Genomic DNA, 25,658 nt, shown 5'->3' with positions numbered 1-25,658 from the left:
GCAACAAGGCCTGCCGGATTGCAGAATCCGGCAGGCTTTTTGTTTGTTGTAATTTTGATTTCGCCCGGGCGGCCGTCGGTGGAAAGATTGTTTCTGAACTACAATTCCATCTTTAACGAGCCGAAGATTTTGTTGTGCCCAATCTTGTCGAAATCCGCGATTTGCATTTTTCCTATGGAGCGCGTCCGATCCTGTCGGAGCTCCGCATGGATTTCCCGCGAGGCAAGGTAATCGCTGTCATGGGCGGCTCCGGCTCAGGCAAGACAACCATTCTCCGCCTGATCGGCGGACAGCTGCATCCGCAATCGGGCACCATCAATGTCGATGGACAAATGGTGCAGACGCTCGGCACACCGGCGCTGTACGCGCTGCGCCGCAAGATGGGCATGCTGTTCCAGCACGGCGCCTTGTTCACCGACCTCACCGTATTCGAAAACGTCGCGTTCCCGTTGCGCGAACATACCGATCTGCCGGAAGAATTGATCCGCGATCTGGTGTTGATGAAATTGCATGCGGTCGGCTTGCGCAACGCCGCGCAATTGAAACCGGCCGAGATTTCCGGCGGCATGGCGCGCCGCGTTGCGCTGGCGCGCGCCATCGCGCTCGATCCGCAGCTCATCATGTATGACGAGCCGTTTGCCGGGCTCGATCCGATTTCGATGGGCGTGACCGCAAACCTGATCCGCCGCTTGAACGACGTGCTGGGCTCGACCTCGATTCTCGTGTCGCACGACGTGCATGAATCGTTTTCAATCGCCGACTACGTGTATTTTCTGTCACAGGGAAAAATCGTGGCGCAAGGCACCCCTGCCGAAATGCTTGCCTCCAGCGATCCCTACGTGAAGCAGTTCGTGCATGCCGAGCCGGATGGCCCGGTACCGTTCCATTATGCGGGCAAGTCGCTGGCCGACGATTTGGGACTGGGAGCGCGCGGATGATTGCTGATGCTGTGTCAACGCTCGGCCGATGGGTGCGTGAATTCATTGTCAATGTCGGTTTTGCCACCCGCACATTCTTTGCCATGCTCGCTGCATCCGTCGGATTGTTGCGCCGTCCGCGCCTGATCACTGACCAGATTCATTTCATCGGCAATTATTCGCTGGTGATCATTGCGGTTTCCGGTTTGTTCGTCGGCTTCGTGCTCGGCTTGCAAGGCTATTACACGCTCAACAAGTACGGCTCCGAACAGGCTCTGGGCTTGCTGGTCGCACTGTCGCTGACGCGCGAGCTGGGTCCGGTGGTGACTGCGCTGCTGTTCGCCGGGCGCGCCGGCACCTCGCTGACGGCAGAAATCGGCTTGATGAAAGCAGGCGAACAACTGTCAGCCATGGAAATGATGGCGATCAACCCATTGCAGCGCGTGGTCGCGCCGCGCTTCTGGGCCGGCGTGGTGGCGATGCCGATCCTGGCCACGATATTCAGCGCGGTCGGCATCTTCGGCGGCTATGTCGTCGGTGTGCAATTGATCGGCGTCGATGAAGGTGCGTTCTGGTCGCAGATGCAGGCGGGCGTCGATGTCTGGAAGGATGTGGCGAATGGTGTGCTGAAAAGCATCGTGTTCGGATTCGCGGTCACGTTCATCGCCTTGTACCAGGGTTATGAAGCCAGCCCGACGCCCGAGGGTGTGGCGCGGGCGACGACGCGCACCGTGGTCATCGCTTCGTTGAGTGTGCTATGGCTGGACTTTTTGCTGACCGCTCTTATGTTTAATTAAAGAACCTGAAACGGTTCTCTTCCCCATATTCAAGGTATCGGGTTATGCAACGAAAATCACTAGACTTGTGGGTTGGCCTGTTCGTGCTGCTGGGTGCGGCGGCCTTGCTGTTCCTCGCGATGAAAGCCGGCAACATGAGTTCGCTGTCGTTCGAGAAAACCTATCCGGTCATCACCAAATTCGACAATATCGGCGGCCTCAAGCCGCGCGCCCCGGTCAAGAGCGCCGGCGTGGTGGTGGGGCGCGTTGCAGAAATTCGCTTCGACGACAAAAGTTATCAGGCAATCGTGACGTTAAACATGGAAAGCGGTTACAAGTTCCCCAAGGATACGTCCGCCAAGATTCTCACGTCCGGCTTGCTGGGCGAACAATACATTGGTCTGGAAGCCGGCGGCGATACCGAAAATCTGGTGGCTGGCGACAGGATCAAAATGACGCAATCGGCCGTGGTGCTGGAGAACCTGATCAGCCAGTTCCTCTACAGCAAAGCGGCAGAAGGAAAGGAAGGCAGTAAATAATGAGTCGTGTTATTCGAGGCAGTGTCGCACTGGCGTTGACGATCGCCATCAGCGGCTGCGCCACGACCAATCCCAAGGATCCGCTGGAGCCATACAACCGTGCGGTCTTCACCTTCAACGACAAGCTCGATGAAGTCGCCCTGAAGCCGACGGCGCAGCTGTACAGCACCTTGCCCACCTTCGTGCAAATCGGCGTCGGCAACTTTTTCGGCAATCTCGGCGATGTCTGGACAGCGGCCAATAATCTGATGCAAGGCAAGGTGACCGACGGCGTGTCGGACGTCATGCGCGTCACGGTCAATACCTTCTTCGGCTTCGGTGGCCTGCTGGACTGGGGAACCGAAGCCGGCCTGATCAAACACCGGGAAGACTTCGGCCAGACGCTCGGCCGCTGGGGCGTGCAGTCCGGCCCGTATGTCGTGCTGCCGCTCCTCGGCGCGTCCACCTTGCGCGATACGATCGCCTACCCCATCGACATCTACGGCGATCCGTGGGAAGCCGTCACGTCGGTCAGCGTACGCAATACGGGGTATCTGGTCCGTCTGATCGACCGCCGCGCCGCGCTTCTGGATGCCTCGAGCCTGCTCGAAGACGCCGCGCTGGATCGTTACGAGTTTGTGCGCGATGCCTACATGCAGCGACGCGAAAGCCTAGTCAGGGATGGCGAATCGCCTCGCACGTCTTACGAACTGGACGATCCGGCAAAGACAGAGGCCAGTGCTGCCAATCAGAATCATGGCGAGGCGCAAGCGGACGTGAAGCAGAGCAATCCGGCCATTTCGCAGCGCGGGGAACCCGCCGGTAAATCTGTTGTCGAAAAGGAACAGGGCGCGGCGCTGGTCAGCCATGCTGCCGTCGTTGCAACGGAGAGTGCTAAATAAGTTTGCTCAAACTGTCGCTTTCCAAACATGGCGCAAACGCGCCCGATATCATGCGAACCAATGTTCGCCGTACCACTCCATGCAGAACGTGACAGGTTCTGTTCAGCAAATTCAGGACATCATGAAACTCTTCAATAAATTGTTTGCAATCATCGGTTTATCGCTCGCCACGTTGATGTGTGCGGCGGGGCAGGCCGCTGCCCAGGAAGCGCCGGATGTGCTGGTCAAGCGCATCAGTCAGGAGGTGCTGGACGCGGCCAGGAGCGACAGGGACATTCAGGCCGGCAACCAGAAGCGCGTGCTGGAACTAGTCGAGACGAAAATCCTGCCGCACGTTGATTTCCAGCGCATGACCGCCTTGGCATCCGGCCGCTTCTGGCGTGAAGCAACGCCCGAGCAGCAAAAGCAGCTCACGAATGAATTCCGGGCACTGCTGGTCTACACCTATTCCGGTGCCATCTCGCAGATCCGGGACCAGAAACTGGAATACAAGCCGATGCGTAGCGATCCGGCGGATCTGGACGTGGAAGTCCGTTCGCAGGTGGTGCAGTCGCGCGGCGGGGATCCGATTCAGCTCAACTACCGCCTCGCAAAAACGCCCACCGGCTGGAAGATCTATGACGTCAACGTGCTCGGCGCATGGCTGGTCGAAACATACAAAGGCAATTTCGCCACTGAAATCAGCAAGGGCGGCATCGACGGCCTGATCAAGACGTTGACCGAAAAGAACAAGAAGCTCGCCGCCAGCGCCGCCAAAACCGCAAAAGCGTCGTGATGCTTCCTGACAACGCCATGTTCCGTCCCGCATTGACGCTCACTGTCAGCAACGCGAAAACCGTGCTGGAAGACGGTTTGCGCGCCATCGGAGCGGGGCAGGTGGCGTTCGATCTGGCGGAGGTGACGGTGGTCGATTCGGCCGCCGTCGCGACGCTGCTCGCCTGGCAGCGCGCGGCGCGGCGCAAGGGGACGCCGCTTGAATTTCGCAACCTTCCCGTCAATCTGCAAGGCCTGCTTGAACTGTATGGCGTGGCCGAGTTGCTGCACGCCGCTTCTCCCGCCGAACCGCGCGCCGATCTGTTGCACCATTGACCGTCCGGTCACCTCCCGATGCGCCGCCCGGCGTTCCCGCTTTCATGCGGGAAATCCAATATAATCAAGGGTTTCGCCGCCTGGTTCGCATCTTTCCCGTCATTGTCCGCGGCCCCATCCCATAAGGTTTTACCAAGCCACCATGGCTGCTTTGCAAATCGTCAATGTTGAAAAACGCTACAAGTCGCTGCAAGCGCTTGGCGGCGTGTCGCTGTCTATTGAGGAAGGCGAGTTTTTCGGACTGCTCGGCCCGAACGGTGCCGGCAAGACCACGCTCATTTCGATCATTGCCGGCTTGACACAGGCCAATGCGGGCAGCGTCTCAATCCATGGCTACGATGTCGTGCGCGACTACCGTGCAGCGCGCGGGCGTCTGGGAGTGGTGCCGCAGGAACTCGTCTTCGACCCTTTCTTCACCGTGCGCGAAACACTGTGCATGCAGTCCGGCTATTTCGGCCTGAAGAACAACGACCAATGGATCGACGAGGTGATGGCCAACCTGGACCTCACCAACAAGGCGGACGTCAACATGCGCGCATTGTCCGGCGGCATGAAGCGCCGCGTGCTGGTGGCGCAGGCCCTGGTGCACAAGCCGCCGGTCATCGTGTTGGACGAGCCGACCGCCGGCGTCGATGTCGAATTGCGCCAGACGTTGTGGAAGTTCATCTCGCGCCTCAATCGCGAGGGTCACACCATTGTGCTGACCACGCACTACCTGGAAGAAGCGGAAGCCTTGTGCAACCGCATCGCGATGTTGAAAGCGGGCAAGGTCGTGGCACTTGACTCGACCTCCAACCTGGTCAAGCGCATTTCCAATTCGCAGCTGATCGTGCGGCTGGCGCGCGGCGCGCTGCCGGACGCGCTCAAGCCGCTGGTGTCGCACCCGGACGAACTGGTGTCCGGCAACAAGTACACGCTGCGCATCAATGCGTACAACGACGTCGAGCCTATCCTCGCCGCCCTGCGCGAATCCGGCGCGGTGATCGACGACATGCAGTTGCAGCAGGCCGATCTGGAAGACGTCTTCATCCAGATCATGGAAGGTGAAAAATGATTGGCTTCCAGACCTTGTTCTACAAGGAAGTGCTGCGTTTCTGGAAAGTCGCGACGCAGACCATTACCGCGCCGATCGTGACGGCGATGCTGTATCTGCTGATCTTCGGCCACGTGCTGGAAGAGCACGTCCAGGTCTATCCCGACGTGCGCTACACGGCCTTCCTGGTGCCCGGGCTGGTGATGATGAGCGTGCTGCAGAATGCCTTCGCCAACAGCTCTTCCTCGCTGATCCAATCCAAGATCACCGGCAACCTGGTGTTCGTGCTGCTGCCGCCGCTGTCGCACTGGGAGCTGTACGGCGCTTATGTGCTGGCGTCGGTGGTACGCGGGCTGGCGGTCGGTGCCGGCGTGTTCATCATCACCGCATGGTTTGCCAAGCTGTCGTTCGTCGCGCCGTGGTGGATTGTGGTGTTCGCGCTGCTCGGGGCGGCCATGCTCGGCACGATGGGCTTGATCGCCGGCATCTGGGCAGAAAAATTCGACCAACTGGCCGCATTCCAGAATTTCCTGATCATGCCGGCAACCTTCCTGTCCGGCGTGTTTTACTCGATTCATTCGCTACCGCCATTCTGGCAGGGCGTTTCGCGTTTCAACCCGTTTTTTTATATGATTGACGGCTTCCGGTACGGCTTTTTCGGCCAGTCCGATGTGGACCCGCTGGTCAGCTTTACCATCGTCACCATATTCTTCCTGCTGCTGGCCAGCCTGGCCATCCGGCTTTTGAAGAGTGGCTACAAGTTGCGCCACTGAATACAGATCATTGAGAGAAGAGGCAAACCATGTTGCCCACACCAGAGCTTGTCAAAAGCTATATCGCAGCCGGTCTTGACTGCGCCCACCTGGAAGTCGAAGGCGACGGCCAGCATTTCAACGCCGTCATCGTGTCCGCCGCCTTTGCCGGCAAACGCCTGATCCAGCGCCATCAACTCGTCTATGCCGCGCTCGGCGACCGCATGCGCGAAGAGATCCACGCGCTGTCGATGAAAACCCTCACACCGGAAGAATTCCAGAAATAATGGACAAACTGCTTATTGCCGGCGGCAAGCGCCTGTCCGGCGAGATCACGATTTCCGGCGCGAAGAATGCCGCGCTGCCGATCCTGTGCGCCGGCTTGCTGACCGCGGATACCGTCGAACTGTCGAACGTGCCGAATCTGCACGATGTCGACACCATGCTGAAACTGCTGCGCCAGATGGGCTTGCGCGCGGAACACCTCGGCGACAAGGTGGTGATGAACGGCAACGCCATCGACAAGCTGGAAGCGCCGTATGAAATGGTGAAAACCATGCGCGCATCGATCCTGGTGCTGGGGCCCTTGGTGGCGCGCTTCGGCGAGGCGAAAGTCTCGCTGCCCGGCGGTTGCGCCATCGGCTCGCGTCCGGTCGATCAGCACATCAAGGGCTTGCAGGCGATGGGCGCGGAAATCAGCATCGAAGCCGGCTACATTCACGCCAAGGCGAAGAAGCTCAAAGGCACGCGCATCGTTACCGACATGATCACGGTCACCGGCACGGAAAACCTGCTGATGGCGGCCGTTCTGGCGGAGGGCGAAACCATCCTCGAAAACGCCGCGCGCGAACCGGAAGTGACCGATCTTGCCAACCTGCTGGCGGCGATGGGCGCGAAGATCGACGGCATCGGCACCGACCGGCTGGTGGTGCAGGGCGTGGACAAGCTGCATGGCGCATCTCATGCCGTCATTGCCGATCGCATCGAAACCGGCACCTTCCTGTGCGCGGTCGCGGCGGCGGGCGGCGACGTCACGCTGAAGAACACCCGCAGCGACATTCTCGATGTCGCGCTCGACAAGCTGCGCGAAGCCGGCGTGATCCTGACCTCCGGTCCCGACTGGATTCGCGTGCAGATGGCGGCGCGGCCCAGGGCGGTCAGCTTCCGCACCACCGAGTATCCGGGCTTCCCGACCGACATGCAGGCGCAATTCATGGCCCTGAACTGCATCGCCGACGGCAGCAGCCGCGTCACCGAAACGATCTTCGAGAACCGCTTCATGCATGTGCAGGAATTGAACCGCCTCGGCGCGTCGATTGCGATCGACGGCCATACCGCGACCGTGCAGGGCGTCGACAAACTGGTCGGCGCACCCGTGATGGCAACCGACCTGCGTGCCAGTGCCTCGCTGGTGATCGCCGCGCTGGCAGCGCAAGGGCAGACCCTGATCGACCGCATCTACCATCTGGACCGTGGCTACGATCGCATGGAAGTCAAACTGTCTGCCGTCGGCGCCGACATTCAGCGGGTGAACTGATGAGCCAACAACTGACACTCGCGCTGTCGAAAGGCCGCATTTTCGAAGAGACGATGCCGTTGCTGCAGGCGGCCGGCATCACCGTCACCGAAGATCCGGAAACCTCGCGCAAGCTGATCCTGCCGACCAATGATCCGGACGTGCGCGTCATCATCGTGCGCGCCTCCGACGTGCCGACCTACGTGCAGTACGGCGCGGCGGACTTCGGCGTGGCCGGCAAGGATGTGTTGCTGGAACATGGCGGCGAAGGCCTGTACCAGCCGATCGACCTGAACATCGCGAAATGCCGCATGTCGGTCGCGGTGCCGACCGGTTTTGATTACGCCAGCGCGGTGCGACAGGGGGCGCGCCTGCGCGTCGCCACCAAGTATGTGGAAACCGCGCGCCAGCATTTTGCCTCCAAGGGCGTGCACGTCGACCTGATCAAGCTGTACGGGTCGATGGAACTGGCCCCGCTGGTCGGTTTGTCCGATGCCATCGTCGATCTGGTCAGCACCGGCAGCACGCTGCGTGCCAACCATCTGCTCGAAGTCGAGCACATCATGGAAATCTCGTCGCGCCTCGTCGTCAATCAGGCGGCGCTGAAGATCAAGCGCGAGCGCCTGCGCCCGATTCTGGAAGCATTCGAAAACGCATCGAAAGGCCGGTGAAAGCAGCTATGCCCGTTCAAATCCGTAAACTCGATTCCAGCGATTCCGACTTCAAATCCAGGCTGTCCGCGGTGCTCGCCTTCGAAGCGGGCGAGGATGCGGCAATCGACCAGGCCGCTGCGCAGATTCTGGCCGATGTGAAAGCGCGTGGCGATGCGGCGGTGCTGGAATGCACCAATCGCTTCGACCGTCTCGACGCCGCCAGCGTGGCCGCGCTGGAAATCAGCCAATCCGAAATGCAGCAGGCGCTGGCCGGTCTGCCGGCCGGACGGCGTGCCGCGCTGCAAACCGCAGCCGACCGTGTGCGCGCCTATCACGAGCGGCAAAAGAAGGAATGCGGCTCCGACGGCTTCACCTATACGGAAGCCGACGGCACCGTGCTGGGGCAAAAGGTCACGCCGCTCGATCGCGTCGGCATTTACGTTCCGGGCGGCAAGGCCGCCTACCCGTCATCGGTGTTGATGAACGCGATTCCGGCCAAGGTCGCCGGCGTGCAGGAAGTCATCATGGTTGTGCCCACGCCGTCCGGCGTGAAGAATGAGTTGGTGCTGGCGGCAGCCGCCATTGCCGGCGTCGATCGCGTTTTTACCATCGGCGGCGCGCAGGCGGTCGGTGCGCTGGCTTACGGCACCGACACCATTCCGCCAGTGGACAAGATCGTCGGTCCCGGCAATGCCTATGTCGCCGCTGCCAAGCGCCGCGTGTTCGGCATCGTCGGCATCGACATGATCGCCGGCCCGTCGGAAATTCTCGTGATTTGCGACGGTAGTACCGATCCGGACTGGGTGGCGATGGACCTGTTTTCGCAAGCAGAACACGATGAACTGGCGCAATCCATTCTGCTTTGTCCCGACGCCGCCTACATCGAAAAAGTCGAAGCCAGCATCAACCGGCAGCTCGACGCGATGCCGCGCAAGGACGTGATCCGCACTTCGCTGACCAATCGTGGCGCGCTGCTCAAGGTCCGCGACATGGACGAGGCCTGCGAGATCGCCAACCTGATCGCGGCCGAGCACCTGGAAATCTCCGCCGAGAATCCGCAGCAATGGGCGGACAAGATACGCCATGCAGGCGCGATGTTCCTCGGCCGCTTCTCGTCGGAGTCGCTGGGCGATTACTGCGCCGGCCCGAACCACGTGCTGCCGACGTCACGCACCGCGCGCTTTTCCTCGCCGCTCGGCGTCTATGATTTCCAGAAGCGTTCGAGCATCATCCAGGTGAGCGAGGCGGGCGCGCAGACGCTCGGCGAGGTAGCGGCGGAACTGGCATACGGCGAAGGTTTGCAGGCGCATGCGCGTTCGGCGGAGTATCGGCTGAAATGAGCCTGGCCGCCAAATGAGCGCCTGGCTCAATCGCGTTCATTGCGAGGATGCGCTGCATGGCTTCGCGCGCATTCCCGACGGCACGATCGACTTGATCATTGCCGATCCGCCCTACGGCCTGGGCAAGGACTACGGCAACGACTCCGACAAGCTCGAAGCCGCCGCCTATCTGCGCTGGACCGAGCAATGGATCGATGCCGCACTGCCCAAGCTCAAGCCCAACGGCAGTCTGTACATTTTTCTGACGTGGCGCTATTCGCCGGAAATCTTCGTGATGCTCAAGCAGCGCATGACGATGATCAACGAAATCGTCTGGGATCGCCGGGTGCCATCGATGGGTGGCAGCACGCGCAGGTTTTCCTCCGTGCACGACACGATCGGCTTTTTCGCGAAAGCGAGGGACTATCATTTCGATCTGGACGCGGTGCGCATTCCCTACGATGCGGAAACCAAGAAGGCGCGCTCCCGTTCGATCTTCGTCGGCGCCAAGTGGCTGGAACTGGGCTACAACCCGAAGGACGTGTGGAGCGTGTCGCGCCTGCACCGCGAACACCGCGAACGCGCCGACCATCCGACCCAGAAGCCGCTCGAAATCATCGAGCGCATGGTCAAGGCCTCCTGCCCGCCGGACGGTGTCGTGCTCGACCCCTTCATGGGCAGCGGCACGACCGCGGTCGCGGCCAGACGTTGCGGCAGGAATTTCGTCGGGTTCGAATTGAACCCGGAATATTGCGAATTGATTGAAACCCGCTTGATGGCGCTGGACAAGCCGGAAGAAGCCGCCTGACCCAGCGCCTCGCAAGCACCGATATTGTGAACAACATCATGTCTCTCATCGAAAACATCATCCGATCCGACGTCCGCGCGATTGCGGCCTATCATGTGCCGGACTCGGACGGCTTCGTCAAGCTCGACGCGATGGAGAATCCCTACACGTTGCCGCAGGAGTTGCGCAGCGAACTCGGGCAGCGGCTGGCCGACGTCGCGATGAACCGTTATCCGGTACCGTCCTACACGGCCTTGAAGGCGAAAATCTGCAGCAAACTCGGCGTGCCGGCCGGCTTTGACATCGTGCTCGGAAACGGCTCGGACGAACTGATTTCCATGCTCTCCGTTGCCTGCGCCCAGCCCGGCGCGAAGGTATTGGCGCCGACGCCCGGATTTGTCATGTACGCCGTGTCGGGCCGCTTTGCGGGAATGGAGTTCGTCGGCGTTCCGCTGAAGGCGGATTTCACGCTGGACAAGCCGGCCATGCTGGCCGCAATCGCGCAGCACAAACCGGCGATCACCTATCTTGCCTATCCCAACAACCCGACCGGCAACCTGTTCGACGCCGACGATATGGTCGAGATCATCCGCGCGGTCGGCGACTCCGGCATTGTCGTGGTCGACGAGGCTTACCAGCCGTTCGCGCAACACAGCTTCATGCCGAGGCTGACGGAGTTTGACAATCTGGTTGTCATGCGCACCGTATCCAAGCTCGGCCTGGCCGGCATCCGGCTCGGCTACCTGTCCGCCAGTACGGCGCTGCTGGCAGAGTTCGACAAGGTGCGTCCGCCTTACAATATCAATGTGCTGACGCAGACTGCAGCGGAATTCGTGCTCGATCATGTCGACGTGCTGGACGCGCAAGCGGCAAGCTTGCGTGCCGAGCGTGCCAAACTGGCGGCGGCATTGGCAAGCATGCCGGGAGTCAATGTGTTTCCGTCGGCGGCGAATTTCCTGTTGTTAAGAGTGTCAGGTGCAGCGCACGACGCCAATCGTGTATTTTCCGCATTGTTGGAGCACAAGGTTCTGATTAAAAATGTCGGTAAAATGCACCCACTACTGGAAAATTGCTTGCGGGTGACCGTCAGCACCCCGGAAGAAAACGCCATTTTCCTCGATGCATTCACGGCATCGCTCGCATCGTAATTTTGATAATCACTTGAACATGCCTACGCCACGCGTTGCAGAAATCACACGCAACACCAACGAGACGCAAATCCGCGTCGTGATCAATCTCGACGGCACCGGCCAGCAGAAGCTGAATACCGGCGTGCCTTTCCTCGACCACATGCTCGATCAGATTGCCCGCCATGGCCTGATCGATCTCGATATCGAAGCCAATGGCGATCTGCATATCGATGCGCATCACACGGTGGAAGACGTCGGCATCACGCTTGGTCAGGCATTTGTCAAGGCCATCGGCGACAAGAAAGGCATTCGCCGTTACGGCCACGCCTACGTGCCGCTGGACGAGGCGCTGTCGCGCGTGGTCGTCGATTTTTCAGGACGCCCCGGCCTAGAGTTTCACGTGCCATTCAAGCGCTCGATGATCGGCGCATTCGACGTTGATCTCACGCATGAATTTTTCCAGGGCTTCGTCAATCACGCCCAGGTCACTTTGCACATCGATAATCTGCGCGGCGACAACGCGCATCATCAGTGCGAAACGGTATTCAAGGCATTCGGACGTGCATTGCGCATGGCCGCCGAGCTGGATTCGCGTGCCGCCGGCACGATTCCCTCGACCAAGGGCAGCCTGTAATCGCCGCACGATGCGTTGAAAAGTCATTTTCTGTCATGAACAAAATTGTTGTAGTGGATTACGGTATGGGCAACCTGCGCTCGGTAGCGCAGGCCTTGCGCCAGGTTGCGCCGGAAGCGGATGTGCGCATTTCGGGTGAAGTTGCGGACGTCAAATCCGCCGACCGTGTGGTCCTGCCAGGTCAGGGTGCGATGCCGGATTGCATGCGTTGTCTGCGCGAGTCAGGCTTGCAGGAAGCCGTGGTCGAGGCCTCGCGTTCCAAGCCCTTGTTCGGCGTGTGCGTCGGCGAGCAGATGCTGTTCGACTGGAGCGAAGAGGGGGATACGCCCGGCCTCGGTTTGCTGCCGGGGAAAGTGGTACGCTTTCAGCTGGACGGTCGGCTGCAGGACGATGGCTCGCGCTTCAAGGTGCCGCAGATGGGCTGGAACCGGGTAAGGCAAACGGTGTCCCATCCGCTGTGGAATGGTATTGCCGACGAGAGTTATTTTTATTTCGTGCACAGTTACTACGCCGTGCCGGCCGATTCGCGACACACACTGGGCGAATCGGATTACGGTGCGCCGTTCTGCTGTGCGACCGGGCAGGATAATATATTCGCGACCCAGTTTCATCCGGAAAAAAGCGCATCCACCGGTTTGCAGCTTTACAGGAATTTTGTTCACTGGAACCCATAGCCGCGGACAATGCCAACGTTCGCCATTCACTACAACCTTCAATATTCTTTCACGTAGCCATGCTGCTCATTCCTGCCATCGACCTCAAGGACGGTCATTGCGTGCGCCTCAAACAAGGTGACATGGACCAAGCCACCGTATTTTCCCAGGACCCTGCCAGCATGGCGCGACATTGGCTGGCTCAAGGCGCGCGACGACTGCATCTTGTCGATTTGAACGGCGCGTTTGCCGGCAAACCGAAGAATGAATCGGCGGTAAAGGCGATCATTCAGGCAGTGCGCGATTTTGCAGTCGAGAACGGCACGGACGAGATTCCGATCCAGCTCGGCGGCGGCATCCGCGATCTGGACACGATCGAACGCTATCTCGACGATGGCCTGTCCTACATCATCATCGGCACCGCCGCGGTCAAGAACCCGGGCTTCCTGCATGACGCCTGCAGCGCCTTCCCCGGCCAGATCATCGTCGGCCTGGATGCCAAGGATGGCAAGGTTGCCACCGACGGCTGGAGCAAGCTGTCCGGCCATGAAGTGATCGATCTGGCAAAGAAGTTCGAAGACTACGGCTGCGAAGCGATTGTCTACACCGATATCGGCCGCGACGGCATGATGGCAGGCGTCAACATCGACGCGACGGTCAAGCTGGCGCAAAGCATGACGATCCCCGTGATTGCATCCGGCGGCGTGCACAACATCAAGGACGTGGAAGCATTGTGCGCCGTGCAGGATGAAGGCATTGAAGGCGTGATTTGCGGCCGTTCGATCTACGAAGGCACGCTGGACCTGCGCCAGGCGCAGGAGCGCGCGGATGTATTGAGCGGACTGGAAGAGTCCGCGGAAGAAGACGAAGCATGACACTGGCAAAGCGCATCATCCCTTGCCTGGACGTGACGGCGGGTCGCGTGGTCAAGGGCGTCAACTTCGTCGAGCTGCGCGATGCCGGCGATCCGGTCGAGATCGCGCGCCGCTATGACGAGCAGGGCGCGGACGAATTGACATTCCTCGATATCACCGCAACCTCGGACGGACGCGACCTGATTTTGCACATCATCGAAGCCGTGGCTTCGCAGGTATTCATTCCGCTCACGGTCGGCGGCGGCGTGCGCACGGTTGAGGATGTGCGCCGTCTGCTGAACGCCGGCGCGGACAAGATCAGCGTCAACAGTGCGGCGGTCGCCAATCCGCAGCTGGTGCACGATGCCGCGCAAAAATACGGTTCGCAATGCATCGTGGTCGCGATCGATGCCAAGAAAACGGGTGAGGGCAAGTGGGAAGTATTCACGCACGGCGGCCGCAAGCCTACCGGGCTTGATGTGGTCGAGTGGGCGAAAAAAATGGAACATCTTGGCGTCGGCGAAATCCTGCTTACCAGCATGGATCGCGATGGCACCAAGAGCGGTTTCGATCTCGCCTTGACGAGCGCGGTGTCGAATGCGATATCGATTCCCGTGATCGCCTCCGGCGGTGTCGGCGGCTTGCAGGATCTCGCCGACGGTATCAAGGTCGGCAAGGCGGACGCGGTGCTGGCGGCCAGTATTTTTCATTACGGCCAGCACACCGTGCAGGAAGCGAAGAGCTTCATGGCAGGGCAAGGCATTCCAATGAGGCTGGCATGAGCGTTGCCGCCAAATGGTTGAACAAGGTGAAGTGGGACGAGCACGGTCTGGTGCCAGTCATCGCCCAGGAAGTCGGTTCGAATGATGTGCTGATGTTTGCGTGGATGAACCGCGACGCCTTGGCAAAAACCGTCGAGCTGGGCGAGGCTGTCTACTGGAGCCGTTCCCGCAAGAAGCTGTGGCACAAGGGTGAGGAATCCGGCCACATTCAGAAAGTCCATGAAATCCGCCTCGATTGCGATGAAGATGTCGTGCTGCTGAAGGTCGAGCAGGCCGATGGCATCGCGTGCCACACCGGACGGCATTCGTGCTTTTTCCAGAAGTTCGAAGGCGACGCCACGAGCGGCGAATGGCAGGCAGTCGATCCGGTACTCAAGGATCCCGAAAGCATTTACAAATAATTCCGCGCGGCGAATCGCCTCGAATGCCGTGTGCGGCATGAAGATCGAATCGCGCTACCCAAACACATGAGCGATACCCTGAAACGTCTGGCCGTAATAATCGAGTCGCGCAAGCCTGCGAACGGCGGCGATCCCGACAAGTCCTATGTCGCGCGCCTGTTTTCAAAAGGCGACGATGCAATTCTCAAGAAGATCGGCGAGGAAGCAACCGAAACCGTGATGGCCGCAAAGGATGTGCGTGCCGGCGGCGATAAATCGAAAGTCCTGTACGAGTGCGCCGATCTTTGGTTCCATTCGATGATCATGCTGGCGCAATTCGATTTGACGCCGCAGGATGTGCTGGATGAGTTGTCGCGTCGCGAGGGCATTTCCGGCATCGAGGAAAAGGCGAATCGCAAATTGATCGAACGCGAGCGCAACGGAGACTGAGCGCGTCAAAAATTTCCGGGCGTACTGATTTCCTTGTTTAAAGAGCTTCGGCCAACATCACCAACATGACCAACTGCATTTTTTGCAAAATCGCCGCGAAGCAAATCCCGTCGAATGCGATCTATGAAGATGACGACTTGATTGCTTTTCACGATATCAATCCGGCCGCGCCTGTGCATTTTCTGATCGTCCCGAAATTGCATATCGCCACGCTTGCAGATTGCGACGATAGCCACGCGGCATTGTTAAGTAAAATGATGCTGTTGGCACCGAGGCTGGCGCAAGAGCAGGGTTGCGGCTATACCCCCCATGAGGATGGCGCTGGCGCGGGCGGATTTAAAACTCTTTTCAATACCGGACCGAACGGCGGGCAGGAGGTGTACCATCTGCATCTGCACGTCATTGGTGGGCCGCGTCCGTGGCGCGGACAGCGGTAACTCTCTGGTCGCGCCATCGTATACACTGATTCAGGACGAGAGTGTCCTCTAGGAGAAAGAGCATGGGTTCATTTAGCATTTGGCACTGGTTGATCGTACTGGTCGTTGTCATGTTGGTTTTCGGCACCAAGAAACTCGGCAACGTCGGTTCCGATCTCGGCAAGGCCGTCAAGGGCTTCAAGGATGGCGTCAAGGGTGAAGAAGACAAGCCCGCGCCGTCGGTTGCTGACAAGACAACGATTGACGTCGAAGCAAAAGAGAAGGCGAAGAGCTGACCATTGCGCTTGCCGAGTCGCGCCACGGTTCGAGCGTGCGCGCCTCTGATTGCGTATCGATATGATAGATCTTGGCCTCTCCAAACTTGCGCTGATCGGCGTGGTTGCACTCGTGGTGATCGGTCCCGAGCGGCTGCCGAAGGTCGCTCGCATGGCCGGTTCGCTTTTCGGTCGCGCACAGCGCTACATCAACGAAGTGAAATCCGAGGTCAGCCGCGAAATCGAGCTCGACGAGTTGCGCAAGATGCAGAAGGACATGCAGGAAGCTGCAAGTAGCGTCGAGCAATCCATTGCGCAAAATGTTTCACAGATGGAAAGTGATTTGAATCCATCGTGGAGCAGCGATTCGAATCCCTTGATGGAACCTCTCGCGCCGGAGCAAATTTCGGTCAAGGCGAAAGACTTCCGCAAAAAAAAGCTGGCACGTACATCGGCAATTCCATCCTGGTATAAGAGGCAGAGCGGACAACGCACGCGCGTGATTTCAGGTGCGGCGCGTGTCGCCAAATACCGGCCCAGCGGTGCCGCCCGAAAATCATTTCATTGAGTCAAATGGCTGACGATCAACAAATGCCGGGTGCAAGCGACACCTTTATTTCGCACTTGGTGGAATTGCGCAATCGCATCATGAAGGCGTCGGCGGCAATCATCGTCGTGTTCCTGTGTCTGATGCCATGGGCGGCCAGCATCTACGATGCGCTGGCGCAGCCGATGATGGCGGCGCTGCCTGCGGGCAGCAAGATGATCGCCACCGGCGTCATCACGCCGTTCCTGATTCCGGTCAAGGTGACGCTGCTGGTTGCTTTCATCATCGCCTTGCCATGGGTGCTGTATCAGGCATGGGCATTCGTCGCTCCCGGACTGTATGCGCACGAGAAGAAGCTGATTGCGCCGTTGGTGATCTCGTCATCGCTTCTGTTTGTTGCCGGCGTCGCGTTCTGCTATTTCCTCGTGTTCGGCGTGGTGTTCAAGTTCGTCAACGATTTCGCGCCGGCATCGGTATCGGTGGCGCCGGACATCGACAGCTATTTCGGTTTTGTGATGACGATGTTCCTGGCCTTCGGGCTGACGTTCGAAGTGCCGATCGTGGTCATCGTGCTGGTGCGGATGGGTTTGGTGAGTGTGGAAAAACTGAAGGAAATCCGTCCCTACGTCATCGTTGGCGCTTTCATCATCGCCGCCGTCGTCACGCCGCCGGACATCATGAGTCAGATGCTGCTGGCCGTGCCTTTGTGCCTGCTGTATGAAGTTGGATTGTGGATCGCACCCTTGTTCGTGCGAGTGACGCAGGCACCCGAAGAAACGGCCTGAATCGAGGCGGAATTACTGCTTCACCTGCCTCAGCCACGATATCAACGGATAAGCATTCTTGAATCCCGCGAGCACTTCCTTCCCGATATTCTCGGGAATCTTTTTCTTCAGACCCGTCTCTTTCCAAACGATAAAGCTCTTGAGCTTGATGTATTCGATATGCGGGCTGTCGGCGTCAAAACCTTTCGGTGGACGCGACAGCTTGCCCTCATCCTGCAGATCGCCAAAACCTTCCTTCAGCTTCTTGTTCTTCAGCATCTTGCCGAATCCTGCAGCATCCGCAATGACGGATTGACGAATCGCTTTCAGGCGATCAGCGGGCGGCATGTATTCTCCACCGGCGACAAGCAGCGTGCCATCGGCGTCGACGTGAAAATAATATGCCGGGCCGCCGCCTTGACTCGGTTTCTTCAGCCCGCTGGCGGTAATGGCCGCGGAAAACGTGGTCTTGTACGGACTCTTGTCGTGTGAGAAGCGCATGTCGCGGTTGATCCGGAACATGGCTTTTTTCGGATTGCATGCGGCAACGGCGGGATCGAATTTGCTGATATCCGCGATGAGTTGCGTTACCAGTTCGAGGAACTCCGCACGCAGAATGTCGTAGCGCGGCTTGTTCATGACAAACCATGCGCGATTGTTGTTTTCTGCCAGCTCGGCAAGAAACTGGATCAGGTCCCGTGTATGCATCGTTCGCTATCCGGCGGTGGCAGGCATCATTCTTTACTGTGTGAACTTACTCGCGGTCTTCGCGGCGCGGTTTCGGGCGTTTGCCCACCACGACATCAAGCGTCGTTTCCATGCTCTTGCGCAACACGGTCATCTTCGCCTTGTTGCCGGGCGTCAGTTGTGCGATCAGATTCAGCATGTCTGTCGTGTCGCTTACCGGCTTGCCCTCGACTGCGACAAGGATATCGCCAGGCCTGATTCCGGCTTTGTCGGCAGGGCCGTTCCTCAGCACACCGGCAATGATCGCCCCCGATTTTCTGTTGAGTCCGAAGCTTTCCGCCAATTCCGGCGTAATGTCCTGCGGTTCGACGCCGATCCAGCCGTATACGACTTGGCCGGTGCTGATGATGGACTCCATGACCCTCTTCACCGTCGTCACGGGAATCGCAAAGCCGATGCCGAGCGAGCCGCCGCTGCGCGAATAGATTGCAGTATTGATGCCCAGCAGGTTGCCGTTGGTGTCGATCAACGCGCCGCCGGAGTTGCCTGGATTGATTGCGGCATCGGTCTGGATGAAGTTTTCAAATGTATTAATGCCGAGATGGTTGCGGCCTAGCGCTGAAATGATGCCCATCGTGACGGTTTGCCCAACGCCGAACGGATTGCCGATGGCCAGCACTACATCCCCGACTCTGGCTTGCTCGACATGGCCAAGCGTGATGGCGGGCAGGTTCTCCATATTGATCTTGATGACGGCCAAGTCCGTTTCCGGATCGGTGCCGACCACCTTGGCGGGAGCCTTGCGGCCGTCCGCAAACGCCACTTCGATTTCGTCGGCGGTTTCAATCACATGATTGTTGGTCAGCACGTAACCTTGCGGACTCACGACCACGCCGGAGCCGAGGCTGAACTGCTTTTCTTCCTGCTGTTCGCCAAAAAACTTGCGAAAGAGCGGATCTTCCATGAACGGATTTTTCGGCTGCTGCGCACCCTTGGTCGTGAAAATGTTGACGACAGCCGGCATTGCGCGCTTGGCCGCTTCGCGATACGAGCCTTGCGCCGGTGCGGCATTGGACGGCGCTTCCAGCATCGGCACTGGCGATAACGTGCTGCGCTGTGCGCTGCCGGCCCATTCAGGCTTCAGGCTCGCTACAATGAACCAAATTGCCAAACCGACGGTGACGGTTTGCGCAAACAATAACCAAAGGCGTCGCATATAAGGTGTGAAGATGAGTCGGGAATGTGTGGATAGAGATAATTTAGCGAAGTATCTCGCGCAGGCGCTTGATATTACTCGGTTTCGTGATTATTGCCCAAATGGCCTCCAGGTAGAGGGACGCGCGCAGATCGCATCAATCCTCACCGGCGTGACCGCAAATGCCGCGTTGATCGAGGCGGCGGTGGACGCGAAGGCCGATGCAATTCTCGTGCATCACGGCTATTTCTGGCGCGGCGAAGATCCGCGCGTAGTGGCGATCAAGCATAAGCGGCTGAAATTGCTGCTGACACACGATATCAATCTGTTTGCCTATCATCTGCCGCTCGACATGCATCCCGAGTTCGGAAACAACGTACAACTGGCGCGCCGTCTCGGGCTGCTGCCGGACGGTCGTTTCGGCGAAGACGGGCTGGGCTGGCTTGGCGTTCTGCAAGACGCGTCCGTCAAAAACATTGCCGACCTGGCGCGGGTCGTCGAAAAGAATCTTGGCCGTGCACCGCTGGTCATCGGTGATCCATTGCAGCCGGTAGGCCGCATTGGATGGTGCACCGGTGCTGCGCAAAACCTGCTTGGCGATGCGATCGCCGCCGGTGCAACTGCCTATATCAGCGGTGAAGTGTCGGAGCCGACTGTGCATCTTGCACGGGAAAGCGGTGTCGCCTACCTTGCTTGCGGTCACCACGCGACGGAGCGCTTTGGCGTTCAGGCGCTGGGCACCCATCTCGCCGACCATTTCGGCATTGCGCATCGATTCGTCGATATCGCAAATCCGGTGTGATCCTTCCGCGAACGAGCAGCGGCAGGACACCGTTCCTGCCGCGAGATCGCACATTGAAATTTTTGAATATGCAATAACCAAAAGTTGCGCAAAGCTGGCAATATTCCCTATATTGCATCAGGTAATTCAAATTGCCGGCGAGGAATGAATATGTTGGAAGAAACATCGCGTGAGCCGATTGGTGTTTTGGTTGTTGAAGATGATGCGGTGACGCGAAGAATGTTGTGCCTGGCGATTGAGAAAGCACCTGCATTGAAGCTGCTGGCGGAATTCGATAGCGTCAAGCCGGCATTGAATTGGCTGGAAAATCGGACTGTTGATGTATTGCTGACCGATCTTGGTTTGCCTGACGGCTCCGGAATCGACATCATCAAGGCGTGCGCAACACAGCATCCGGATTGCGACATCATGGTCATCACGATATCCAGCGACGAAACAAGCGTGCTTGCTTGCATCGAGGCTGGCGCTTCGGGCTATGTGCTGAAGGACTCCGGCGCGATGGATGTGGCGCGTGCGGTGCTGGATTTGCGCGCAGGCGGCGCGCCGATGAGCCCGACAATCGCGCGCATGGTGCTGGCGAAGGTGCGCGATGTGAAAAGACCGGTACCGCCTGCGGCACCTGAGAATGCTTCCCCGGCCAGTCTTACCAAAAGGGAGTCGGCCATTCTCGATCTGATCGCGCGAGGCGACAGCTATGGCGAAGTCGCCAAAATCCTGTCGGTATCCGTCGGAACGGTGCAGACCCATATCAAGAACATCTACGGAAAGCTGGCGGTCCATTCGCGTGGCGAGGCCGTGTTCGAAGCGCATCGGCGCGGCCTGCTGCAACTGGACCGCCCGAGAGGAAAGAAGTGATTCATGCAATGCCAATAAAAAAACCGGTCGGCGGACCGGTTTTTTTATTGCGCAGTGGTTTTCACTTTTTCAGCGAGTCGCGAATTTCGCGCAACAATACAATGTCTTCCGGAGTTGCGGGTGTTGCGGGTTCCGGCGCGACGGTGGTTCTGCGCGCTTTGTTAATGACGCGCACCATCTGGAAAATGATGAAAGCCAGAATAAGGAAATTCAGCAGGATTGTGATGAAATTCCCGTAAGCAAGCACGGCACCTGCCTTTTTCGCTTCGACCAAGGTCATTTGCATGCCCTGATTATTAAGCGGCAGGTAATAGTTGGCGAAATCCAGTCCGCCAAGCACTTTGCCGATAATCGGCATGACGATGTCCTGAACAAGCGAGTCAACGATTTTGCCGAACGCGGCACCGATAATCACGGCCACTGCCAAGTCCACGACGTTGCCTTTGATGGCAAAGGCTTTAAATTCCTGCATCATTCCCATTCTTGCGCTCCTGAATTATTGCTGCATTGATAGTTGAGTGAAGTTATTAAATTTAAAACATGAATTGACGAAATTTTTGGCGATGATGGAAAGCATGATGACTCAAGCATGTAAATCATTGCAACTCGTTCAAAAAGTTCCCTGAAATTACACGAGGCAACATGTATTCCCTTTAATTCAAGTTCGTGGTCCGTTATAATCTAAGGTTGCTAGAAGTTTTGTATAAATTTCGCATTTTGACTGATTGGGGTTGGTATGAGTAACGAAAAGCAGGTCGATTCCGGTCGACGTGGCTTGCTCGTCGCTACGTGTGCGGCGGGCGGGGTGGCCGGATTGGCCACTGCGGGGGCGTTTGTGTCCACCTTCCAGCCATCCGAGCGGGCGAAAGCCGCCGGTGCGCCTGTTGAGGTGGATATTTCGGGCTTGGCTCTAGGGGAAATGAAGACCGTCGAATGGCGCGGCAAGCCAGTCTGGATCCTGAAGCGTTCGCCGGAAATGGTCGAATCCCTGAAGAAAACCGACTCCCAGGTCGCTGACCCGAATTCCGAGCGTAATCCGGCTGAGCTTACCCCTGAATATGCGCGCAACGAATATCGGTCGCGCAAACCGGAAATTCTCGTGGCGGTAGGCATCTGCTCGCATCTGGGTTGCTCCCCGACCACCAAGCTGCAGCCCGGCGCGCAGCCTTCGCTGCCGGACGATTGGACCGGCGGCTTTCTGTGTCCGTGTCATGGTTCCACATTCGACCTTGCCGGTCGCGTATTCAAGAACAAGCCGGCTCCGGATAACCTCGAGGTGCCACCGCACATGTATTTGGGCGATACCCGGCTGGTCATCGGCAAAGACGAGAAGGGTGAGGCGTAATCATGGCTGGATACCAAGACAAACCAATCTCCCCATCCGCGCCGCTATCGGCCAAGGCATTGCACTGGGTTGACCAGCGCTTCCCGCTGTCTGCCACATGGAAGGCGCATGTGTCCGAGTACTATGCGCCGAAAAACTTCAATTTCTGGTACGCATTCGGTTCGCTCGCACTGTTGGTGCTCGTGATCCAGATCGTGACCGGCATTTTCCTCGTGATGCATTACAAGCCGGACGCCAACCTCGCGTTTGCTTCGGTCGAGTACATCATGCGTGATGTGCCTTGGGGGTGGCTGGTGCGTTACATGCACTCGACCGGCGCTTCGGCGTTCTTCATCGTCGTTTACCTGCACATGTTGCGCGGTCTGTTGTACGGCTCGTACCGCAAACCGCGCGAACTGGTCTGGCTGTTCGGCGTCGGTATTTTCCTGTGCCTGATGGCCGAGGCCTTCTTCGGCTACCTGCTGCCGTGGGGCCAGATGTCCTACTGGGGTGCGCAGGTGATCGTCAACCTGTTCGGCGCGATTCCGTTCATCGGCCCGGACCTGTCGCTGTGGATTCGTGGCGACTATGTGGTGTCCGATGCAACCCTGAACCGCTTCTTCTCGTTCCACGTCATTGCGATTCCGCTGGTGTTGCTGGGGTTGGTTGTGGCGCATATCGTTGCATTGCACGAAGTCGGCTCCAACAACCCGGACGGTGTCGAGATCAAGGCGAAGAAGGATGCCAACGGCCTCCCGCTCGATGGCATCCCGTTCCATCCGTATTACACGGTGCATGACATTTTTGCCGCTGCAATATTCCTGATCGTGTTTTCGGCAATCATTTTCTTCGCGCCGGAAATGGGTGGCTACTTCCTGGAGTTCAATAATTTCATTCCGGCTGACCCGCTGAAGACGCCACCACATATCGCGCCGGTCTGGTACTTCACGCCGTTCTACTCGATCCTGCGTGCGACGACCTCGCAGTTCATGTATGCGCTCGAGTTCGGTGTGATTGCCTATGTGGCGCTGATCTTGACGAAGTCCCGCCTGAGCGGCTTCATCAAGATGATCATTGCCGGAGCGGCGGTGCTGGCCCTCATCGGCATGTTCGTTTTCGACGCGAAGTTCTGGGGTGTCGTGTTGATGGGCGTTTCTGTAATGATCCTCGCCGGTTTGCCGTGGCTGGACCATTCTCCCGTCAAGTCGATCCGCTATCGTCCTGACTGGCACAAATACGTCTATCTGGTGTTCGGTGTCGCGTTCCTGATCCTCGGTTATCTGGGCGTTCTGCCGCCGACTGAAGCTCGTACGCTGGTTGCGCAGATTTGCACGTTCATCTACTTCGGCTTCTTCCTGTTGATGCCATGGTGGAGCACGATGGGCAACTTCAAACCGGTGCCGGATCGTGTTACCTATCAGCCGCACTAAGCCGCAAAAGGGATACAAGAATCATGAAATTGCTGAAAAAACTGATTGCGGTTGTGGCATTGGTGCCGGCGCTCTCGCTGGCTTCGGAAGCGACCTTTCCCCTTGATCACGTGCAGGACCGGACCAAGGACCTGAGCGCATTGCAAAACGGTGCCAAGTTGTTTGTCAACAACTGTCTGAATTGCCATGCCGCATCCGCGATGCGTTACAACCGGCTCAAGGATATCGGCCTGACCGACGACCAGATCAGGAACAACCTGCTTTTCACATCCGACAAGGTGGGTGACTTGATGAAGGTTGCGATGGCGCCCAGGGACGCGAAGGATTGGTTCGGCGCAGTACCCCCGGACCTGTCGGTGATCGCACGCGCCAAGGCGTCGGGTGATGGTTCGGGTGCGGACTGGCTCTATACCTATCTGCGGACGTTCTACAAGGACGATACCCGTCCGACAGGCTGGAACAACATGGTATTCCCGAATGTCGGCATGCCGCACGTCATGTGGGAGTCCCAAGGCGTGCGTACTGCCAAGTTCGCTGAGGAGAAGGATGCGCACGATCCGAGCAAGGTGGTGCACAAGTTTGCCGGGTTCGAGCAGGTCAAGCCGGGCAAGATGTCCGCGATCGAATTTGACAATGCGACTGCCGACCTCGTTGCATATCTGGCATGGATGGCGGAGCCTGCGCAACATACGCGCAAGCGCCTGGGGGTCTGGGTGTTGCTGTTCCTGGGCATTTTCCTGATCCTTGCGTGGCGTTTGAACGCCTCCTACTGGAAAGAAGTCAAATAAACGCTCTTTGTCCGCGCGAGCGGGCGTTTGCTTTGGGGTGAGCCGTAACGCGTCTCACCCTCTTTGTTTCTAAGGAACTATAAAAATGATGGTTCTCTATTCAGGCACAACCTGCCCGTTTTCCCAACGTTGCCGTCTCGTGCTGTTCGAGAAGGGCATGGATTTCGAAATTCGTGACGTTGATTTGTTCAACAAACCGGAAGACATTTCGGTCATGAATCCGTATGGACAAGTGCCGATTCTGGTCGAGCGCGACCTGATTCTGTACGAATCCAATATCATCAACGAATACATTGACGAGCGCTTCCCGCATCCGCAGTTGATGCCTGCCGATCCGTTGATGCGCGCCCGGGCACGGCTGATGCTGTTCAACTTCGAGAAGGAGTTGTTCATCCATGTGCATACCTTGGAGAACGATAAATCGAAGGGTTCAGAAAAAGTGCATGAAAAAGCACGTGCTGAAATCCGTGATCGTCTGACCACGCTGGCACCCTTGTTCCTCAAGAACAAGTACATGCTGGGTGATGAGTTTTCGATGCTGGATGTTGCCGTGGCACCTTTGCTGTGGCGTCTGGATCATTACGGCATCGAATTGTCCAAGACCGCAGCGCCATTGATGAAATATGCCGAACGCATCTTCTCTCGCCCGGCCTATATTGAAGCATTGACGCCTTCGGAAAAAGTGATGCGCCGTTAAGGTATGCATCATTGGAACTTTCCCATGTGTCATGTTGATTCAGCTGCATCCAAGTCGCGACAAGCTGATCATGACAACATGATGCATGGCAATGTAATGGAATATGCCTTGTTCAAGGCACAAGCTCATGTCTGAAATTTCTACCAAACCGTACTTGCTGCGAGCCATCTACGAATGGTGTACCGACAACGGATACACGCCATATCTTGCGGCCATGGTGGACGGACAGACGCGTGTGCCGCGTGAATTCGTCAAGAATGGCGAAATCGTGCTCAACATCAGCTTTACCGCAACCAGCGGGCTGAAGCTGGATAACGATTTCGTCAATTTCAGCGCGCGCTTCGGCGGGGTTTCGCGTGACGTTTCCATTCCAATGGACAATGTGGTCGCAATCTATGCCCGTGAAAACGGGCAGGGGATGGCATTTGAAGTATCCAAACCTGCCGCGCCGGAAGAAAGTCATGAGGGGGGAGTTGATGGAGGTGAGCTGATCGCGCCTGCTCTCAGTGCAGTACCGACTCCCAAGGACGAATCGGATGCTGCCACATCTACCGGTCCGGATGACAATCCGGATCCTCCAAAAAAGGGTGGCAGGCCTACACTAACCCGCATCAAATAAAGTACAATAACGGTCTTACAGTTTTCGCCGGCTTAGCTCATTTGGTAGAGCAGTTGACTTGTAATCATCAGGTGGCCAGTTCGAATCCGGCAGCCGGCACCAATAAAAACCCGT

At 58.0% G+C, this 25,658-nt stretch carries 34 protein-coding genes and 1 tRNA gene; 32 read left to right on the top strand and 3 right to left on the bottom strand.

The features are described from left to right. Window positions 1–134 precede the first annotated feature (134 nt). The 24 genes from D3870_RS15815 (at window position 135) to tatC (ending at window position 17,168) form a co-directional block, all read left to right on the top strand. Window positions 135–938 (top strand): ABC transporter ATP-binding protein, encoded by an 804-nt coding sequence (locus D3870_RS15815; RefSeq protein ID WP_119740566.1) that lies wholly within the window; start codon window positions 135–137, stop codon window positions 936–938. After that, window positions 935–1,714, top strand: a complete 780-nt coding sequence (gene mlaE / locus D3870_RS15810; protein ID WP_119740565.1) for a lipid asymmetry maintenance ABC transporter permease subunit MlaE — start codon at window positions 935–937, stop codon at window positions 1,712–1,714. Before D3870_RS15815 ends, mlaE begins: the two co-directional genes overlap by 4 nt. A gap of 44 nt (window positions 1,715–1,758) precedes the next feature. Beyond that, entirely contained in the window at window positions 1,759–2,232 is a 474-nt protein-coding gene (gene mlaD, locus D3870_RS15805) for an outer membrane lipid asymmetry maintenance protein MlaD (RefSeq protein WP_119740563.1), read from the top strand. Next, window positions 2,232–3,113 carry an MlaA family lipoprotein gene (locus D3870_RS15800; RefSeq protein WP_119740561.1) on the top strand — a complete coding sequence of 294 codons (882 nt, stop codon included), beginning with the start codon at window positions 2,232–2,234 and terminating at the stop codon, window positions 3,111–3,113. Before mlaD ends, D3870_RS15800 begins: the two co-directional genes overlap by 1 nt. A gap of 121 nt (window positions 3,114–3,234) precedes the next feature. Beyond that, window positions 3,235–3,888, top strand: coding sequence for an MlaC/ttg2D family ABC transporter substrate-binding protein (locus D3870_RS15795; protein ID WP_119742223.1), 654 nt, complete (start codon window positions 3,235–3,237; stop codon window positions 3,886–3,888). Window positions 3,889–3,905: 17 nt separating this feature from the next. Beyond that, entirely contained in the window at window positions 3,906–4,202 is a 297-nt protein-coding gene (locus D3870_RS15790; RefSeq protein ID WP_119742221.1) for an STAS domain-containing protein, read from the top strand. Window positions 4,203–4,344: 142 nt separating this feature from the next. Continuing rightward, window positions 4,345–5,256, top strand: coding sequence for an ABC transporter ATP-binding protein (locus D3870_RS15785; protein ID WP_119740559.1), 912 nt, complete (start codon window positions 4,345–4,347; stop codon window positions 5,254–5,256). After that, a complete protein-coding gene (locus D3870_RS15780) occupies window positions 5,253–6,008 on the top strand; it encodes an ABC transporter permease (RefSeq protein ID WP_119740557.1) in 756 nt (251 codons plus the stop codon). Before D3870_RS15785 ends, D3870_RS15780 begins: the two co-directional genes overlap by 4 nt. Window positions 6,009–6,037: 29 nt before the next feature. Next, on the top strand, window positions 6,038–6,274 hold the full coding sequence (locus D3870_RS15775; protein WP_119740555.1) for a BolA family protein: 237 nt from the start codon (window positions 6,038–6,040) through the stop codon (window positions 6,272–6,274). Beyond that, the gene (gene murA, locus D3870_RS15770) at window positions 6,274–7,524 is read left to right on the top strand and encodes a UDP-N-acetylglucosamine 1-carboxyvinyltransferase (protein WP_119740553.1); all 1,251 of its coding nucleotides are present in this window, start codon (window positions 6,274–6,276) and stop codon (window positions 7,522–7,524) included. The genes D3870_RS15775 and murA overlap by 1 nt, the downstream gene beginning before the upstream one ends. After that, on the top strand, window positions 7,524–8,174 hold the full coding sequence (gene hisG, locus D3870_RS15765; RefSeq protein WP_119740551.1) for an ATP phosphoribosyltransferase: 651 nt from the start codon (window positions 7,524–7,526) through the stop codon (window positions 8,172–8,174). The genes murA and hisG overlap by 1 nt, the downstream gene beginning before the upstream one ends. An 8-nt stretch (window positions 8,175–8,182) precedes the next feature. Beyond that, entirely contained in the window at window positions 8,183–9,496 is a 1,314-nt protein-coding gene (hisD, locus tag D3870_RS15760; RefSeq protein WP_119740549.1) for a histidinol dehydrogenase, read from the top strand. A 13-nt stretch (window positions 9,497–9,509) separates the two neighbouring features. Continuing rightward, on the top strand, window positions 9,510–10,283 hold the full coding sequence (locus D3870_RS15755) for a DNA-methyltransferase (RefSeq protein WP_119740547.1): 774 nt from the start codon (window positions 9,510–9,512) through the stop codon (window positions 10,281–10,283). A 38-nt stretch (window positions 10,284–10,321) separates the two neighbouring features. Then, complete coding sequence (gene hisC / locus D3870_RS15750; RefSeq protein WP_119742219.1) at window positions 10,322–11,410, top strand: histidinol-phosphate transaminase; 1,089 nt, start codon at window positions 10,322–10,324, stop codon at window positions 11,408–11,410. A gap of 19 nt (window positions 11,411–11,429) precedes the next feature. Further along, window positions 11,430–12,026: an imidazoleglycerol-phosphate dehydratase HisB gene (gene hisB, locus D3870_RS15745; protein WP_119742217.1), complete on the top strand. Its 597-nt coding sequence runs from the start codon at window positions 11,430–11,432 to the stop codon at window positions 12,024–12,026. Window positions 12,027–12,061: 35 nt separating this feature from the next. Then, window positions 12,062–12,700 (top strand): imidazole glycerol phosphate synthase subunit HisH, encoded by a 639-nt coding sequence (hisH, locus tag D3870_RS15740; RefSeq protein WP_119740545.1) that lies wholly within the window; start codon window positions 12,062–12,064, stop codon window positions 12,698–12,700. Window positions 12,701–12,759: 59 nt separating this feature from the next. Beyond that, entirely contained in the window at window positions 12,760–13,554 is a 795-nt protein-coding gene (gene hisA / locus D3870_RS15735) for a 1-(5-phosphoribosyl)-5-[(5-phosphoribosylamino)methylideneamino]imidazole-4-carboxamide isomerase (protein WP_119740543.1), read from the top strand. Continuing rightward, complete coding sequence (hisF, locus tag D3870_RS15730) at window positions 13,551–14,315, top strand: imidazole glycerol phosphate synthase subunit HisF (protein ID WP_119740541.1); 765 nt, start codon at window positions 13,551–13,553, stop codon at window positions 14,313–14,315. The genes hisA and hisF overlap by 4 nt, the downstream gene beginning before the upstream one ends. Further along, window positions 14,312–14,716, top strand: a complete 405-nt coding sequence (gene hisI, locus D3870_RS15725; RefSeq protein WP_119740539.1) for a phosphoribosyl-AMP cyclohydrolase — start codon at window positions 14,312–14,314, stop codon at window positions 14,714–14,716. Before hisF ends, hisI begins: the two co-directional genes overlap by 4 nt. Window positions 14,717–14,782: 66 nt before the next feature. Then, window positions 14,783–15,145, top strand: coding sequence for a phosphoribosyl-ATP diphosphatase (locus D3870_RS15720; protein ID WP_119740537.1), 363 nt, complete (start codon window positions 14,783–14,785; stop codon window positions 15,143–15,145). Between the two features lie 65 nt (window positions 15,146–15,210). Continuing rightward, complete coding sequence (locus D3870_RS15715; protein ID WP_119740535.1) at window positions 15,211–15,582, top strand: histidine triad nucleotide-binding protein; 372 nt, start codon at window positions 15,211–15,213, stop codon at window positions 15,580–15,582. Window positions 15,583–15,644: 62 nt separating this feature from the next. Continuing rightward, window positions 15,645–15,857 (top strand): Sec-independent protein translocase subunit TatA, encoded by a 213-nt coding sequence (gene tatA / locus D3870_RS15710; protein WP_119740533.1) that lies wholly within the window; start codon window positions 15,645–15,647, stop codon window positions 15,855–15,857. Window positions 15,858–15,918: 61 nt separating this feature from the next. Then, window positions 15,919–16,404: a Sec-independent protein translocase protein TatB gene (tatB, locus tag D3870_RS15705; RefSeq protein WP_119740531.1), complete on the top strand. Its 486-nt coding sequence runs from the start codon at window positions 15,919–15,921 to the stop codon at window positions 16,402–16,404. Window positions 16,405–16,409: 5 nt separating this feature from the next. Then, window positions 16,410–17,168 carry a twin-arginine translocase subunit TatC gene (gene tatC / locus D3870_RS15700; protein ID WP_119740529.1) on the top strand — a complete coding sequence of 253 codons (759 nt, stop codon included), beginning with the start codon at window positions 16,410–16,412 and terminating at the stop codon, window positions 17,166–17,168. A 12-nt stretch (window positions 17,169–17,180) separates the two neighbouring features. Here tatC and D3870_RS15695 read toward each other — a convergent pair whose 3' ends face one another. After that, window positions 17,181–17,855 (bottom strand): DUF2461 domain-containing protein, encoded by a 675-nt coding sequence (locus D3870_RS15695; protein ID WP_119740527.1) that lies wholly within the window; start codon window positions 17,853–17,855, stop codon window positions 17,181–17,183. Between the two features lie 46 nt (window positions 17,856–17,901). Continuing rightward, a complete protein-coding gene (locus tag D3870_RS15690) occupies window positions 17,902–19,050 on the bottom strand; it encodes a Do family serine endopeptidase (RefSeq protein ID WP_119740525.1) in 1,149 nt (382 codons plus the stop codon). Window positions 19,051–19,078: 28 nt separating this feature from the next. Here D3870_RS15690 and D3870_RS15685 point away from each other — a divergent pair, with 28 nt between their 5' ends. Both D3870_RS15685 and D3870_RS15680 read left to right on the top strand, forming a co-directional pair. Continuing rightward, window positions 19,079–19,831, top strand: a complete 753-nt coding sequence (locus D3870_RS15685) for a Nif3-like dinuclear metal center hexameric protein (RefSeq protein WP_422879668.1) — start codon at window positions 19,079–19,081, stop codon at window positions 19,829–19,831. Between the two features lie 150 nt (window positions 19,832–19,981). Then, window positions 19,982–20,686, top strand: coding sequence for a response regulator (locus tag D3870_RS15680; RefSeq protein ID WP_199710672.1), 705 nt, complete (start codon window positions 19,982–19,984; stop codon window positions 20,684–20,686). 61 nt (window positions 20,687–20,747) lie between these two features. Here D3870_RS15680 and mscL read toward each other — a convergent pair whose 3' ends face one another. Beyond that, window positions 20,748–21,167 (bottom strand): large conductance mechanosensitive channel protein MscL, encoded by a 420-nt coding sequence (gene mscL, locus D3870_RS15675; RefSeq protein WP_119740522.1) that lies wholly within the window; start codon window positions 21,165–21,167, stop codon window positions 20,748–20,750. Window positions 21,168–21,422: 255 nt separating this feature from the next. Here mscL and petA point away from each other — a divergent pair, with 255 nt between their 5' ends. The 6 genes from petA to D3870_RS15645 all read left to right on the top strand — a co-directional run bounded on the left by petA (window position 21,423) and on the right by D3870_RS15645 (window position 25,646). After that, entirely contained in the window at window positions 21,423–22,031 is a 609-nt protein-coding gene (gene petA, locus D3870_RS15670) for a ubiquinol-cytochrome c reductase iron-sulfur subunit (protein WP_119740520.1), read from the top strand. 2 nt (window positions 22,032–22,033) lie between these two features. Beyond that, window positions 22,034–23,440 (top strand): cytochrome b, encoded by a 1,407-nt coding sequence (locus tag D3870_RS15665; RefSeq protein WP_119740518.1) that lies wholly within the window; start codon window positions 22,034–22,036, stop codon window positions 23,438–23,440. 23 nt (window positions 23,441–23,463) lie between these two features. Then, window positions 23,464–24,228, top strand: a complete 765-nt coding sequence (locus tag D3870_RS15660; protein ID WP_119740516.1) for a cytochrome c1 — start codon at window positions 23,464–23,466, stop codon at window positions 24,226–24,228. Window positions 24,229–24,313: 85 nt separating this feature from the next. Next, on the top strand, window positions 24,314–24,925 hold the full coding sequence (locus tag D3870_RS15655) for a glutathione S-transferase N-terminal domain-containing protein (protein WP_119740514.1): 612 nt from the start codon (window positions 24,314–24,316) through the stop codon (window positions 24,923–24,925). 127 nt (window positions 24,926–25,052) lie between these two features. Beyond that, window positions 25,053–25,544 (top strand): ClpXP protease specificity-enhancing factor, encoded by a 492-nt coding sequence (locus D3870_RS15650; RefSeq protein ID WP_119740512.1) that lies wholly within the window; start codon window positions 25,053–25,055, stop codon window positions 25,542–25,544. Between the two features lie 26 nt (window positions 25,545–25,570). Continuing rightward, a tRNA-Thr gene (locus D3870_RS15645) sits at window positions 25,571–25,646 on the top strand. Window positions 25,647–25,658: the final 12 nt, after the last annotated feature.

This window comes from Noviherbaspirillum cavernae, from assembly GCF_003590875.1.
In the GTDB taxonomy this organism is placed as follows: Bacteria; Pseudomonadota; Gammaproteobacteria; order Burkholderiales; family Burkholderiaceae_D; genus Noviherbaspirillum; species Noviherbaspirillum cavernae.
The sequence above is the reverse complement of the archived record's forward strand: the minus strand, read 5'-3'. Positions and strand labels throughout refer to the sequence as shown.